The 14,213-nt window shown below is 73.0% G+C and carries 12 protein-coding genes; 4 read left to right on the top strand and 8 right to left on the bottom strand.

The genetic code is table 11. From position 1 onward, the window contains the following. The first annotated feature begins 65 nt into the window (after window positions 1–65). Together EUA93_RS11440 and EUA93_RS11435 are read left to right on the top strand one after the other, a co-directional pair. Complete coding sequence (locus EUA93_RS11440) at window positions 66–1,601, top strand: glycosyltransferase (protein ID WP_129400252.1); 1,536 nt, start codon at window positions 66–68, stop codon at window positions 1,599–1,601. 94 nt (window positions 1,602–1,695) lie between these two features. Further along, complete coding sequence (locus EUA93_RS11435; protein WP_165355133.1) at window positions 1,696–2,847, top strand: glycosyltransferase; 1,152 nt, start codon at window positions 1,696–1,698, stop codon at window positions 2,845–2,847. Window positions 2,848–2,862: 15 nt separating this feature from the next. Here the strand turns inward: EUA93_RS11435 and EUA93_RS11430 are convergent, their stop codons facing one another. From EUA93_RS11430 to EUA93_RS11410, 5 genes are read right to left on the bottom strand one after another with little or no spacing between them, the layout of a single operon-like run. Next, the gene (locus tag EUA93_RS11430) at window positions 2,863–3,591 is read right to left on the bottom strand and encodes a hypothetical protein (RefSeq protein WP_129400250.1); all 729 of its coding nucleotides are present in this window, start codon (window positions 3,589–3,591) and stop codon (window positions 2,863–2,865) included. A 19-nt stretch (window positions 3,592–3,610) separates the two neighbouring features. Then, window positions 3,611–3,883: an acyl carrier protein gene (locus EUA93_RS11425; RefSeq protein ID WP_129400249.1), complete on the bottom strand. Its 273-nt coding sequence runs from the start codon at window positions 3,881–3,883 to the stop codon at window positions 3,611–3,613. A 47-nt stretch (window positions 3,884–3,930) separates the two neighbouring features. Continuing rightward, window positions 3,931–5,169, bottom strand: coding sequence for a pyridoxal-dependent decarboxylase, exosortase A system-associated (locus EUA93_RS11420; RefSeq protein ID WP_129400248.1), 1,239 nt, complete (start codon window positions 5,167–5,169; stop codon window positions 3,931–3,933). Continuing rightward, entirely contained in the window at window positions 5,166–6,785 is a 1,620-nt protein-coding gene (locus tag EUA93_RS11415) for an acyl-CoA ligase (AMP-forming), exosortase A system-associated (protein ID WP_129400247.1), read from the bottom strand. Before EUA93_RS11415 ends, EUA93_RS11420 begins: the two co-directional genes overlap by 4 nt. Further along, entirely contained in the window at window positions 6,770–7,648 is an 879-nt protein-coding gene (locus tag EUA93_RS11410) for a hypothetical protein (protein WP_207208666.1), read from the bottom strand. Before EUA93_RS11410 ends, EUA93_RS11415 begins: the two co-directional genes overlap by 16 nt. A 149-nt stretch (window positions 7,649–7,797) precedes the next feature. Here EUA93_RS11410 and EUA93_RS11405 point away from each other — a divergent pair, with 149 nt between their 5' ends. After that, the gene (locus EUA93_RS11405; RefSeq protein WP_129400246.1) at window positions 7,798–8,775 is read left to right on the top strand and encodes a hypothetical protein; all 978 of its coding nucleotides are present in this window, start codon (window positions 7,798–7,800) and stop codon (window positions 8,773–8,775) included. Then, entirely contained in the window at window positions 8,772–10,133 is a 1,362-nt protein-coding gene (locus EUA93_RS11400) for an O-antigen ligase family protein (protein ID WP_129400245.1), read from the top strand. The genes EUA93_RS11405 and EUA93_RS11400 overlap by 4 nt, the downstream gene beginning before the upstream one ends. A 96-nt stretch (window positions 10,134–10,229) precedes the next feature. Here the strand turns inward: EUA93_RS11400 and EUA93_RS11395 are convergent, their stop codons facing one another. Genes EUA93_RS11395 through EUA93_RS11385 form a run of 3 tightly spaced genes read right to left on the bottom strand, consistent with a single transcriptional unit; the run spans window position 10,230 to window position 14,175 of the window. Continuing rightward, window positions 10,230–11,381 carry a glycosyltransferase gene (locus tag EUA93_RS11395; RefSeq protein ID WP_129400244.1) on the bottom strand — a complete coding sequence of 384 codons (1,152 nt, stop codon included), beginning with the start codon at window positions 11,379–11,381 and terminating at the stop codon, window positions 10,230–10,232. Further along, window positions 11,378–12,607 carry a glycosyltransferase gene (locus EUA93_RS11390; protein WP_165355132.1) on the bottom strand — a complete coding sequence of 410 codons (1,230 nt, stop codon included), beginning with the start codon at window positions 12,605–12,607 and terminating at the stop codon, window positions 11,378–11,380. Before EUA93_RS11390 ends, EUA93_RS11395 begins: the two co-directional genes overlap by 4 nt. After that, window positions 12,604–14,175 carry a lipopolysaccharide biosynthesis protein gene (locus EUA93_RS11385; protein WP_207208665.1) on the bottom strand — a complete coding sequence of 524 codons (1,572 nt, stop codon included), beginning with the start codon at window positions 14,173–14,175 and terminating at the stop codon, window positions 12,604–12,606. The genes EUA93_RS11390 and EUA93_RS11385 overlap by 4 nt, the downstream gene beginning before the upstream one ends. Between the last annotated feature and the right edge of the window lie 38 nt (window positions 14,176–14,213).

Raw genomic sequence — 14,213 nt, 5'->3', positions numbered from 1 at the left:
GTCGAGCGTGGAACATCCCACAGATTGGGTGTGCGCATGCACGCCGTCGCTGGGATCGTCGAGGCGTGACCGGTCTCGACCACGTGCTCCTGACGCGCTTCAACCTGCCCACGGGCGGGGTGGAGGGGCTGGTGCGCGCCCGCGAGGGCTGGCTGCGCGAGCGGATCGACCTGTTCGAGCGCTACTGCGCACCGTCCGTGGCGGCCCAGCAGGGGGCGAAGGTCACCTGGATCGTCTACCTCGACCCCGCGAGCCCGGCGTGGCTGCTCGAGCGGATGGCGCCGTACGCCGCCAGCGGGCTGCTGCACCCGGTGCTGCGCGAGCACGTCGGCGTGCCCGAGCTGCGTGAGGACATCGCCGCCGCCGTCCCCGAGCCGGGTGAGGCGCTGCTGACGACCAACCTCGACAACGACGACGGCATCGCCGTCGACTTCTGCGCCCGGCTGCAGGCGGCTGCGTCCGCCACCACCCACACCCGGGCCGCGCTCTACGTCACGCGCGGCCTGGTGCTGTCCGACGACGGCCTCTTCCAGCTCGACGACCGGCACAACGCCTTCTGCTCGGTCCGCGAGGGCTGGGACGAGCCGGTGACGAGCTGGTCGGAGTACCACAACGAGCTGCCCCGCGTGATGCCGACGATCGAGCTCGACGGCTCGCCGTCCTGGCTCCAGGTGGTCCACGGTGGCAACGTCAGCAACCGCGTCCGCGGCCGCCTCGTCGCGCCCAGTGCCCACCGCAGCCGGTTCGCCGTGCCGCTCGAGGTGCGGGAGCCGTCGGCACGCGAGCTGCTGGTCGACCGCGCGGTGACCTCGCCGCTGCGGCGGGTCCGCGACGGCAGCCGGGCCACCGCCCGCCGGGCCGGCCTGCGGGTGCTCGGCAAGGACGGGTACGCCGACGCCAAGGCGACGCTGCGCACGATCCGCTCCGGCGGCCCGGACGGTTCGTCGCTGCTCAACCTGTGCTTCCACGGCATCGGCGAGCCCGCGCGCGAGCTCGAGCCGGGCGAGGAGTCGTACTGGATCGACGCTGCCACCTTCGCCGAGATCCTCGACGTGGTGAAGGGCCGACCCGAGGTGCGGCTGAGCTTCGACGACGCCAACGCCTCCGACGCCGAGATCGCGCTGCCCGAGCTCCGGGCCCGCGGGCTGACCGCGTCGTTCTTCGTGGTCGCCGGACGCCTCGACCAGCCCGGCAGCCTCACCACCGCCCAGGTGCGCGAGCTGCACGCCTCCGGCATGACCATCGGCAACCACGGCATGACCCACTGCCCGTGGCGCGGGCTCGACCGGCGTGACCAGGACGTCGAGTACGTCGCTGCGCGCGAGCAGATCGCCTCGGTGATCGGGGCACCGGTCCTCGACGCGGCCCTGCCGCTCGGCCGCTACGACCGGCGGGTGATCGACCGGCTCCAGGGGCTCGACTACCGCTCGGTCCACACCAGCGACCGGCGATGGGCGCGCGAGGGCAGCTGGATGCAGCCGCGCTACAGCCTCCACCGTGGCGACACCGCCGCCTGGGTCGAGCAGGAGCTGCTCCGTCCACCGTCGCCGGCGGCCCAGGCCAAGGGCGCCCTGGTCGGCGCCGCCAAGCGCTGGCGCTGAGCGCTCCCACATTTGGGGGAAGTCGCCCTCGCACGCGGCCCCGGGCGGCGGCCCGGGTGGTGGACTGGCGCGAGACCGTCCGGAGGGGGACACCGTGGGGCTGACGATCGCGTGCGTGTACAACGACGTCGAGGTGCGACGGCACTGCCTCGACCGCTCGATCGCCGCAGCCGCCACCAGCGGCGTCGAGGTGCAGTACCTCCCGATCGACAACACCACCCACCAGTTCGCCTCTGCCGGCGCGGCGCTCAACCACGCCGTGCGGCTCGCCGAGCACGACGTGGTCGTCCTCGCCCACCAGGACGTCTACCTCCACGACCTGCCCCGGCTGGCCGAGGCGGCCGCCGCCCTCGACGACCCGGACTGGGGCGTCCTGGGCTCCTGCGGCCTGACCTCCTCCGGCGAGCTCGTCGGCAGGCTCCGCGACCGGGTGATCCTCATCGGCGCGCCCGCGCCCGCCCCCGTCGAGGTCCAGACCCTCGACGAGGTGCTCCTCATGGCGCGCCGCGAGACGTTCCTCGAGCACCCGCTCAGCGAGGACCCGCTGCTCGCCTGGCACGCGTACGCCGTCGAGTACGCCCTGCGCATGCGGGCCCTCGGGCGCCGCGCGGGCGCCGTCGACACCGCGATCACGCACAACAGCCTCACCGTCAACCTCGCCCGTCTCGACGACGCGCACCTGCACGTGGGCGACCTGTTCCCGGCCGAGCTGCCGATCCGCACGACGTGCGGCACCGTGACCGGCCGGCGCGACTGGCGCGACCTCCCGGTGCTGCGATCGCAGCGGTGGCGCAGGACCTGGCTCAAGCAGTCCGCCGCGGCCGCGCGCGTCCACGCCGCGACCGGTCAGCAGGTGGTCATCGCCGACATCGCGCACGAGGTCGACGTCATCGACTTCTCCCACGGCGACCCGCTGCACCTGGTCAACGCCGACCCGACGGGCGCGTTCGCCCGGGTGGCCGGGGCGACGACCGTCCTCGACCGCCGCGACCGGCCGGTCGTGATGGCGGCGACCCGCCTCGACGCCGTCGCCGACACCGTGGCGCCGCTGTCCGAGCGCGACCACGTGCTCGTCACCGGACTCACCCTCTGCGACCTCCCCGGCCTGTGGCCGGCGCTCAGCGGGCAGCGGTCCTGGCTCGCCGGCGTCCAGTGGGGCGAGGTCTGGCTGGTCGGCGGACCGTCGGCGACGCACCTGCCGCAGGAGTGGGGCCGCCCGCAGGCCGTCCCGCTCCGCGTCGGCTGAGGCCGACGACCGAGGTCAGACCAGCGCGGGCGTGCGGTCGGCTGCCGCGGCGGTGCCCGCCTGCGGGTCCGGTTCGGCGTACGTCGTCGCCGAAGCCGTCGTGGCGACCGCGAGGCGGCGGTTGCGCCGGCGCTCGAGCCAGCAAACGAGCGCGATCGTGATCGCGGCGCCGCTCATCCCGGTGGCGGCCGCCGCACGGAGCGGGTTGCCGCCGATCTGGTAGATCAGCGGGGCCTTCGTGGCGGGGCGCGAGGAGACCCGCATCCCCGGGACGATGCCGAGCTCGTCCTGGCGGGTCGCCAGGGAGTCCGCGATCTCGGCGATGGTCGTGTCGGAGCGCCGGGTCACCTCCTCCGGCGTCGGAGCGGCCACCTGGACGTCGATGTAGCTCGCGGTCATCTCGCGCCGCCACTGGGTGCCGAGGTTGGGCACGCGCACCTGGACGCCGTCGGTGATCCCCTGGCCGACCATGTTGGTCTCGACCGACGCGGTCAGCATCGGGCTCTCGCCGCCGTTGACGTCGTCGACGACGACCCCGACGAACGGGTAGAGCGTGAACCGCGGGTCCTCGAGGTAGTTGGGGAACTCGGGGTCCTGGGGACCGATCAGCAGCACGTTGAACTGGGTCCAGTAGACGGGTTGCTGGTGGGTGGCGACGTAGACCATGCCGAGGCTGATCACGGCGCCGACGAGCATGACGTACCAGCGGCGCAGGGCCGCGACGATGAGGTCCCGGGACGTCATGGCTGGTGGTCGACCCGGCTCAGGCGCGCGAGGCGATGAAGTCGGTGAGGCTGCCGACGGTCTCGAAGACCTCGCCGGTGAAGTCCTCGTCGTCGATCTCGATGTCGAAGCGGTCCTCGAGGGCCGCGGCGAGCTCGACGACGCCGAGGGAGTCGAGCTCGGGCAGCTCGCCGAAGAGGCCGGTGTCGCGGGTCATCGACCCGGCGCGGTCCTCGATGCCGAGGGTGCGGGTGAGCACCTCGACGACCCCCGCGAGGGTGGTGTCGGTGGAGAGGTCGGTGCTGGCGGTCATGGCGGTGCTCCCTGGTGCTGTCGGTTCGGATGTCACGGGCTCTGGCGTCACAGGAGGACCTCGGCGGGCGCGTCGTGGCCGAGGAACGCGGTCGGGCTGGCGGTGAGGCCGTAGGCGCCGGCCTGGAAGATGACGACGAGGTCGTCCACCTCCGGGCGCGGCAGCTCGACGTGGTCGCCGAGCAGGTCGAGCGGGGTGCAGAGGCAGCCCACGACCGTGACCGGGGCGGCGTCCGACCCGGATCCCGTGTCGCCGAGCCGGTTGCCCAGCGCCATCGGGTAGTTGCGGCGGATCACCTGTCCGAAGTTGCCGGAGGCCGCGAGCTGGTGGTGCATGCCGCCGTCGACGACGGCGTACGCCTGTCCACGCGACTCCTTCACGTCGACCACGCGGGTGACGTAGACCCCCGACTCGCCGACGAGGTAGCGGCCGAGCTCGAGGCACACCTCGGCCTCGGGGAGCTTGTCGGCCACCTGCTCCTCGAGGAGCGCGCCGAGCTGCTCGCCGACGTGGGCGAGGTCGAGCCGCTCGTCCTTCTCGAAGTAGGGGATGCCGAAGCCGCCGCCGAGGTTGACGTAGCGCGCCTCGTCCGGGAGATGCGCGGCGAGCTCGAGGACCAGCTCGACGGTGCGGGCCTGGGCCTCGACGAGGATGTCGGCGCGGAGGTTCTGCGAGCCGGCGAAGACGTGGAAGCCGAGCACGTCGACGTCGGTGCGCGAGACCTCCCCGAGCAGGGAGGGCACCATCTCGGCGTCGACGCCGAACTGCTGGGGGCCGCCTCCCATCCGCATGCCGGAGCCCTTGACCGCGAAGGCCGGGTTGACCCGGATCGCGGCCCGCGGCAGCACCGCGAGCTCCTTGCCGGTGCGGACCAGACGCTGCATCTCGGTGCGCGACTCGACCTCGACGATGACGCCTGCGGCCACCGCCCGGCGCAGCTCGGCGTCGGTCTTGCCGGGGCCGGCGAAGCTGATCCGCGACGCGTCGTGGCCGGTGTCCAGCGCGACCGCGAGCTCGCCCGCAGAGGCGACGTCGAGGGAGTCGACGAGCCCGGACAGGTGCTGGACCACGGCGGGCATCGGGTTGGCCTTGACGGCGTACCCCAGTCCGACGCGGTCGGGCAGCGCGGCCCGCACCTCGGCGACCCGGGCCGTGATCGCGGCGCGGTCGTAGGCGAAGAAGGGCGTCGAGCCCACGCGCGCGGCCAGTCGGCCCAGCGGGATCCCGGCGACGACCAGCTCGCTGCCGTCGCGGCCGAACGCGGCCAGGTGGTCCTCGGTCCTCATGCCTGCTCCCCTGCTGTGTCGAGCGCTGTCTCGAGCTGCTGGCGCAGCAGCACCCGGTCGAACTTCCCGTTGGGACTGCGCGGCAGCTCGGGGCGTACGACGACCTCCGCCGGCACCATGTAGAGCGGGAGCGTTCGGCGCATGATCGCCAGCAGCTCGGTCGTGTCGACCGTGTCGCCGCCGTAGGGGCTCACGAGGAGCACCACCCGGTGGCCGAGGCCCGGCTCGGGCAGGCCGAGCGCGACGGCGTCGGTGACCAGGCCGGAGTCGTAGGCGACCTCCTCGATCTCCGTCGGGGAGACCCGGTAGCCGCTGGTCTTGATCATGTCGTCGGTGCGCCCGACGAAGTAGAGGTAGCCCTCCTCGTCGCTCACCACCCGGTCGCCGGACCACACCGCGAGCTCGGGCGCGCGCCAGTCGGACTCCGGTCCGGGCACCGGCTTGAAGCGCTCGGCGGTCTTCTCCGCGTTGCCCCAGTAGCCCATCGCGACGAGGGGGCCGCGGTGCACGAGCTCGCCCTCCTCGCCCGGCCCGCACGGCGTGCCGTCCGGCTTCACGACGAGGATCTCCGCGTTCGGGATCGCCTTGCCGATCGAGTCGGGGCGGGCGTCGACCTCGGCGGGGTCGAGGTAGGTGGAGCGGAACGCCTCGGTCAGGCCGTACATCAGGAACGGGCTGGCCGACGGGAAGATCTCGCGCAGCCGGTCGAGCGTCGCGCGCGGCATCCGGCCGCCGGTGTTGGCGAGGTAGCGCATCGACGCGGTCGCCTCCGGCGGCCACTCGACGGTGACCAGCTGCAGCCACAGCGGCGGCACGCAGGTGAGGCCCGTGACGCCGTGCTTCGCGCACAGCCTCGGCACGTCGCGCGGCAGCAGGTAGTTGAGCAGCACGACGTGAGCTCCGGCGGAGAAGGCGGTCGTGAGCTGGCTCAGGCCGGCGTCGAAGCTCAGCGGCAGCGCCGAGAGGATCACGTCGTCCTCGGAGTTCGCGAGGTAGGTGCTGACGCTCTCCGCGCCGACCAGCAGGTTGCGGTGGCTGAGCACGACGCCCTTCGGACGGCCGGTGCTGCCGGAGGTGTAGAGGATGGCGGCCATGTCGAGGTCGACGGTGGAGCCGGTCAGGTCGACGGGCGCGAGGTCGGCGAAGTCCGCCAGGGCGTGCACGAAACCGTCGGACGTGCCGGGCTCGGCGTCGACGAGCAGCACGTGCTCGAGGGCCGCGCACTCCTTCGCCTCCTCGCGCACCGACTCCCAGCGCTGGCGGGTCGTGACCAGCACCCGCACGCCGCAGTCGCCGAGGATGTAGGAGACCTGCGGCGCCTTGAGCACCGGGTTGACCGGCACGAAGACGCCGTCGGCGACCGAGGTGCCGAAGATCGAGGCGACGGTGTCCGGGCGCTTGTCGAGGAAGATCGCCACCCGGTCGCCGCGGTCGAGGCCGAGGTCGGCGAGGACGGCACCCAGGTGCGCGACGCGGTCCCAGAGCTCGGCATAGGTGAGCGACGAGCTGCCGTGGGTCAGTGCCGTGCGCTCGCTGCGCAGGTGCGCCTGCTCCTCGACGAGGTGGTGGAGGCGGGTGCGGGTCGCGGGTCGGGTCGGGTTCACCAGGGCACGCATGTCAGCTCGCTGTAGAGGTAGTCGATGGACGAGGCCGGGGTCTGGTGCGGGCTGCGGTACATCCGGCGGCGCGGCGCGCGCTGGGGCCGCGACAGGCGCGGCGGCCGGCCCGCGACGCGGTGCTCGGCGAGGGTCACGAGGGTGCGGTGCCGCAGGAGGAGGTGGCGGTACGGCGCGTGGCCGGCGCGGGCGAGCACGGCGGGGTCCGAGACGTGGAGCAGCGTCGCGAAGACCGGCATCCGCTTGCGCCGGTCGCGGCGAGCGACGACGTAGCAGGACTCCTCGCCCACCTGGACGACGAAGTGCCAGGCGGCGCCGGCGTGGCGGTGGTCGCGGTAGACCGCGAGCTCGTGCTCGGGCAGCGCCCGCTCGATGTCCGTGGGCCGGGTCAGCACCCGCACGCCCCGACGTGAGGGCAGCGGCACGTTGGGCACCATCGCCGAGGTCGTGTCGAGGAACTCGAAGCCGAGGCGGGTGTTGAGGTCGACGACGTTGCCGCTGGGCGACAGGTCGACGAAGTCGTAGCCCTTCTGGCGCAGCATCGCCCGCACCAGTCGTACGCCGTGGGCGCGGTGCTCCTCCAGCACGCACCACGCGGCGAGGTTGCAGACCTTGCGGGACCCGGTCCCGTCCGCCACCGGCCGCTCGGAGTAGAAGGCGAGGTAGACGCCGACGATGTCGTCGCCCTGGCGCAGGAGGAAGCCGTGGTTGGGCGCGTCGACGGTCCACGTCGGCAGCGCCGAGCGCGCCCACAGCCGGCCGCTGAGGCGACTGTTCAAGTGCCGGTGCAGGAACTCACCGACGGCCTGGACGTCCTCGTCCCGGATGGGAGCGACGTCCACCCCCCTGGGTCCGTCAACCATGGGACCACCGTAGGAACAAGCACGCCCCAGTCGCCCGGTGCGAGGACCACGTACCCCATTTGTGGGAAGGGGTCCACGAGCCCGGCCGACCGGCCCGAGGTCGTGGAACTCTCGGGGTCGAGCTGATCACGCAGAAGCAAGGGGGCAGCGTGGAGCTGCGGGTTTTCTGGCGCACGTTGGTGCGCCGCTGGTACCTCTCACTGGTGGTGCTGGCACTCACCGTCGGAGCGACCACCTACGTCGTGCGCGACGTGGTGGGTCCGACCTACGAGGCCGAGGGCTCGGCCCTGGTCTTCCCACCGGCGACGTCGATGAAGAAGGAGGGCGAGACCACCACGGTGGGCAACCCCTACCTCGAGCTGGCCGGCGTCAACCAGGCACGCGACGTGGTCATCCGGACACTGAAGTCGCGCACCGTCCAGACGCAGTTCGCGGAGGACTTCCCGGGCACGTCCTACGAGGCGACGCCCGACTTCACCAACAGCGCGCCGATCATCCTGTTCGACGTCGAGGGCGACACCACGGCCGGCACCTCGGCAGCGCTCGAGGAGCTGATGGGCCGGGTGCCGCAGATCCTCGACGACCTCCAGGGTGGCCTCGGGCTGCCGCAGGAGGGACTCGTCACGGCCCGCAAGCTGACCCAGGACTCGCGTCCGGCGGTGGTGCGCAAGGGCCAGATCCGTGCCGGTCTGATGACCACCGCGGTCGCGGGCGGTCTCGGCCTGCTGCTGCTGGCGCTCGTCGACTCGCTGCTGCTCGCCCGGGCCCGTTCCCGTGCGCTGCGGGCGGCCCGCGAGGCCGAGGAGGTCCGGCTCGCCGAGGAGGAGGCGGCGGCTGCGCCGCTCGACCCCTTCGACGACCCCTACGAGGACGCGTCCGAGGACGTGGCCGAGGACGAGGTGGACGACGAAGTGGACGACGAGGACGAGGTCGACGACCCGGTCGAGGTGGACGACGACGTCGAGGAGCCGGTCTACACCTACCGGATCCCGGTGGAGTCCGAGCTGGCGGTGAGCCCGGCCCGCTCGAAGTGGCTGCACAACGGCTCGGGTCCCCGTGACAGCCACCGCTTCCGGGACGCCCCGGTGGCCAAGCCCCGGACGAGAGCAGCCGGCAGGAACCGATGAACGACGCCGTCTCACGGCGCGGATTCGACGCGACGTCCCTGCTCACGATCTACCTCGTGCTGCTGTGGGGCATCCCGTCGTCGATGGTGGTGCCCTCGCTCGGCAGCGCGGGCAGCCCGTCGAACCTGCTCGGTGTCGGTGCGTTCTTCTGGTGGCTGTGGTTCCACGTGCGTCGCACCGAGCCGCACACCACCGGTTTCCAGCCGGTGCGGGCGGCGATGCTCGGCTGGCTGCTGGTGATGTTCCTGGTCTACGCCCACGCGATGTCCGGGCCGATCCCCGGTGACGAGGTCAGCGTCGCCGACAACGGGATCCTCCGGCTGCTCGGCATGGCCGGGATCCTGCTGCTCGCCAGCGACGGCATCACCACCTACGACCGGCTCCACACGCTGCTGCGTCGCCTCGCCCTCGCCGCCGGTGCGGTCGCCATCCTGGGCTTCGTCCAGTACGTCACCCACCAGCTGTGGATCGACCGTCTCTCCATCCCCGGGCTGACCTCGGCCGCCGTCACCGAGCTCGGGGCACGCGCCGGGTTCGCGCGCCCGAGCGGCACGTCGGCCAGCGCGATCGAGTACGGCGTGGTGCTGGCGATGGCGCTGCCACTGGTCATCTCCCTCGCCGGTGGGACCTACCACCGGTGGGCCTTCCGGCTGATGCTCGTGCCGATGATCCTCTCGATCTACCTCTCGGTCTCCCGCTCGGCCTACCTCTGCGCGGCCGTCGGGCTGCTCGTCCTCGCCTTCTCGTGGACCAACCGGCAGCGGCTCCAGGCGCTCGGGTTCATGGCGGTGGTGTCGACGGCGCTCTACGTCTCGGTGCCGGGCCTGCTCGGCGCGATCCTCGGGCTCTTCTCCAACGCCGACTCCGACCCGAGCGTCGCCTCGCGGACCGGCAGCTACGAGGTGGCCGGCGCGTTCATCGCCAACAGCCCGGTCCTGGGCCGTGGCTTCGGCACCTTCCTGCCCCGCTACTGGATCCTCGACAACGGCTACCTCGGCCTCCTCATCGAGGGCGGGGTCCTCGGCCTCGGCGGCCTGCTGCTCCTCCTCGCGACCGGTTTCTTCGCCGCTCGACGGGCCGGCAACGGCGTACCCCTCGAGGACCGGCAGCTCTCCCGTGCCCTGATGGCCTCGATCCTCGCCGGCGCCACGTCGTTCGCCTTCTTCGACACCTTCGCCTTCCCCCAGACCTCGGGGTGCGTGTTCCTGGTCCTCGGCGTCGCCGGCGCCATGCGACGGCTCGCGGTCGACGAGCCCGGCGCGCCCGAGCCCCAGGCCCCGGACGAGACGCCGGACGCCGAGCCGGACGCCGAGCCGGACGTCATGCGCTCGGCATCGCCCGTGGTCCCTCCCGCATGACGTCCTGACCGGGTTCCGTCTTCGCGGGACAAGGTCCGGTGGGCTCGCCCAGTGCGGTGTCCGTGATGTGCCACGCGCGTCGCCAGGACCACGCTGTCAGGTCGCCCGGAGCCCGCTGCTGACGATCGGCTGGTCGGCGGACACCGAGCGGTCGAGCACGTCGCCGAGACCCGCCTCGAACGTCTCCCAGGAGAACAGCTCCTCGGCACGCAGCGCCGCGCGGATGCCGAGGACCTGGCGGCGGTCCACGTCGGCGACGAGGCGGGACACCTCGCGGGCGAAGGACTCGATGTCCTCGCGCGGGACGAGGACGCCGGTGTCCCCGAGCTGGTGGGCGACCCCGCCGACGTCGAAGGCGACGACGGGCTTGCCCTGGAGCATCGCCTCCATCACGACGAGCGGGAAGGGGTCGTCTCGCGAGGGCAGGGTCATCACGTCGAACTCCGCCACGGCGGCGGACGGGTTCGCGGAGTGGCCGGGGAACTCGACACCGGCGATGGTCGCGGCCTCCGCCGGCGGCTCGCCGTCGCCGACCCAGACGAAGCGCAGGCTGCCGGGCGGCGAGCAGGAGACGAGGAGCCGGGCGACCTGGAGCCAGAGGTCCACGCCCTTGCGGTGCTCGACGGCGCCGACGCACCCCACGACGACTGGACGACGGGCCGCCGCCGGGAGCAGGGCTGCAGGAGCGGGTACGACGTCCAGCACCCGTGTCGCGTCAGGGATCGACAGCAGCAGGTCGACCTCGTCGCGTGGTGCGCCGAGCGCGACGAGGGCGTCGGCGACGCTGGGCGAGCACGCCACCAGGCGCACGCGCCCGGTCGGCAGGCCGGGGATGCCGACCCGGTCGAGGAACCCGCGGAGGACCTCGCCCGACTCGTGGACGTGCAGCACGGAGGGCTTGCGCAGGATCGACGCGGCACGGACGTAGCCGGCGGACGAGGTCGAGTTGACGTACACGACGTCGGGCCGGTGGGCGGCGACCACGGCGAGCGCGGTGGCGACCTCGAGGGTTCCGGCGACGCGGGTGCGGAGACGACCCTGCCGCGACCACAGGCGCCGCAGCACCCGCCACAGCGGGGGCACCCGGGTCGGCGCGACCCGGGCGAAGTCGTCGACGAGCGGGCCGGGGCGCTGCGAGACGATCCGCACCCGGTGACCCTGCTCGACGAGCCCGCGCGCCACGAGCGCGGCGATGCGGGGCGCCCCCGTGCGCGACGCCTCGTGGCTGACGAGGAGCACCCGGCTCATGACGTGGCCCCCGCCGCGCGAGCGCGCAGCGAGCGCGCCCGGCCGAGGAGGTCGCGCGCGGCCAGGTAGCCGACGTCGGCCAGGCGTTCCCACCACGCGTCGTCGTGGGCGAGGGTCGTGCGGTAGACCTCCTCCAGCGTGGCGGCACCCGCCTCCAGGCTGTACCGCTCGCGCACGAGGTCGACGCCCCACTGGCCACGTCCGCGGCGCTCGTCGGTGTCGAGCAACGGCTCGAGCTGGGTCCAGAGGTGCGCGACCGGGTCGGCCGGCGCAGTGGTGCCGTAGTAGCCGTCGACGAGGAACTGTCCGATGGTGTCGGGACCGGCGGCGAGGCTGAAGCCGTGGTCGCCGAGGACGACGAGCGGGCTGCCGTGGGCCATCACCCGCAGCGCGGATCCGCCCATCGCGAGCCCGACGTCGGCAGCGGCATAGGCAGGGCGGGGGTCGGCGAGCGCCCCGGTGAGGAGCACACCCTCGCGGCCGAGCTCGCGGTTGACCTCGGCCGCACGGCGGGCGACGGCTGCCATGCCGCTGCCGTCCCCGACCAGCACCAGCCGGGCGGCCGGCGCACCGGGCGCGAGCAGCGCGTCCATCGCGAGCATCAGCCCGGGAAGCTTGGCGACGCCGTGCTCCTGGCCCGGCGGGAGCTCGTCGATCCGGCCGACGACGACCAGCAGCAGCTCGTCCTCCCGGATGCCGAGCTCCGCCCGGAAGCCCTTGCCGGCGACCTCGTCGGGGTGGTCCTGGTCGAGGTCGACCGGCGGCTCGAGGAGGTAGGACCGGGCACCGTGCACCTCGACCGCCTCGCGGTGCAGCCCCCCGGTGCCGACGACCAGGGGCGTGCGACCGGTCGTGGTGAACTCGTTGTCCATCAGCCAGTTGAGCACCACCGGCACCCGCCGCCCGGACAGCCCACAGGCGAGGACGGCGCTGCGGCCCAGCCAGGCGGCGAAGACGTGCAGCACGTCGAGGTCGTGCTCGCGCGCGATCGCGGCCAGCTGTCGCGCCCGGCCGAAGAGCCCCGCGCCCGCCGGGATGCGTACGACGTCGAAGCCGGCCGCCTCGGCCCGCGGCAGCACCGACACCCGAGGCTGCTCGTCGACCGCCACCAGGACGACGTGGTGGCCCTGCGCCCGCAACGTGCGGGCGAGGTCGATCGCGTTGAGCGGGCAGCCGCCGAGGGCGAGGCCCTCGAGGACGAACCCGATGCGGAGCGGCGCGCTCACCGGTGCGCCCCACGGTGGCGCGGGCGACGCCCGGGCAGCCTGCGGAGCAGCCGGCCGACCTCCGGGAGGTCGTGCTCGATCATCGACCGGGCGGCCACGAGGTAGACCGCCACAGCCACGAGGCCGCCGGTCAGCAGCCCCATCCCGGGTCCGTCGATCACCCGGTCGCACACCCAGGCCGCGGCTCCGGCGACAGCCGCCGCACCGGCGGGGCGCAGCAGGGCCCGACCCATGGCCGCAGGCAGCGGGCCGAGCCCCGACCGCATCGCCCAGAGGTAGCCGGGCACGGAGACGAGGAGCACGACGACCACGTGGGCCCAGGCAGCACCGACCAGGCCGCCCACCTCGATGCCCCAGATCATCGCCGGCACGAGCGCGGTGATCCAGGCCACCTGCACGAGCAGCAGCTGCGTGGTCGCCCCGATCGCGACCAGCAGGTTGACGTAGAGCAGGGTGAAGGCGAAGCAGGCGCCGTAGACGGCGAGCACGGACAGCACCGGCCCGGCGGCGTCCCACTGGGCACCGAAGACGGTGTGGACGAGGCTCGGTGCCATCGCCACCGTGCAGAAGGCGATCGGGAAGGCCACCAGCGCGACCAGCCGGGTCGCCGAGACGAGCGACTCGACCAGCCGCTCCCGGTCGTCGCCGACACGGCCGAAGGCCGGGAGCACGACGCCGTTGAGCACCGAGCCGAGCACGGCCGTGGTCCAGTTAGCGACGTTGAAGGCGATCATGTAGACGCCCACCTGCTCGGCGGTCAGCAGCCGGCCGAGGACGAGGTAGTCGGCGTTGAGCAGCGTCCAGTTGATCAGGTTGGCCAGCGCCAGCGGCAGGCCGAAGCGCATCAGCGGCCCGACCAGTCCGCGCCGCCACTCCGGGCGGTAGCGACGCTCGAGGAAGTAGACGAACACCAGCCCGGTCACGACCTGCCCGACCACCCGCGACCACGCGAACGCGGTCGCACCCTGACCGAGCAGGGCCAGCACGACGAGCACGACGTTGGCCGGCACGAACCCGGCGAGCGTGCCGATGAGGATGCGGTCCTGGCGGAAGCCGCGCACGAGCTGCGCACCGGGCACGGCGAAGAGGCCGGTGAGTGCCAGGCAGATCGACATGACCCGGAGCGGCCCGGCCGCCGCGGGCATGCCGAGGAGGCTCGCGAGCGGACCGGCGAAGACGGCCATCAGTGTCGCCAGCGTGAAGCTGACGAGGATGGAGATCGACGACACCGTGCCGGCGATCTCGTCCGGCTCCATCACCGACCGCGCGACCGCGGAGGCCATGCCGAGCTCGGCCAGGCTGGTCACGACGACGAACACCGCCAGCGCGATCGCGAACACGCCGAACTCGTCCGGCGAGAAGATCCGCGCCACCACGGCGGTGACGAGGATGCCGGCGACGCGCATCACGATGTTGCCGGCCGCCGCCCAGACGACGCCGCGCCCGATGTCCCTGCGCAGGTCCTGCTCTGCTGCCTGCTCGGTCTCGGTCTCGGTCTCGGTACCGGTGTCGGTCTCGATCTCGACTTCGTTGTCGACCGGGTCCCCCGACACGGTCGTCTCCCCCACTGTCACGCGTCTGCCCCCTGGTCAGGTCGCGAACGGGT

The sequence above is a fragment of the Nocardioides oleivorans genome (genome assembly GCF_004137255.1).
Taxonomy (GTDB): domain Bacteria; phylum Actinomycetota; class Actinomycetes; order Propionibacteriales; family Nocardioidaceae; genus Nocardioides; species Nocardioides oleivorans.
Note: the sequence above shows the minus strand (reverse complement) of the source record. Positions and strands in the feature narration are given on the sequence as shown.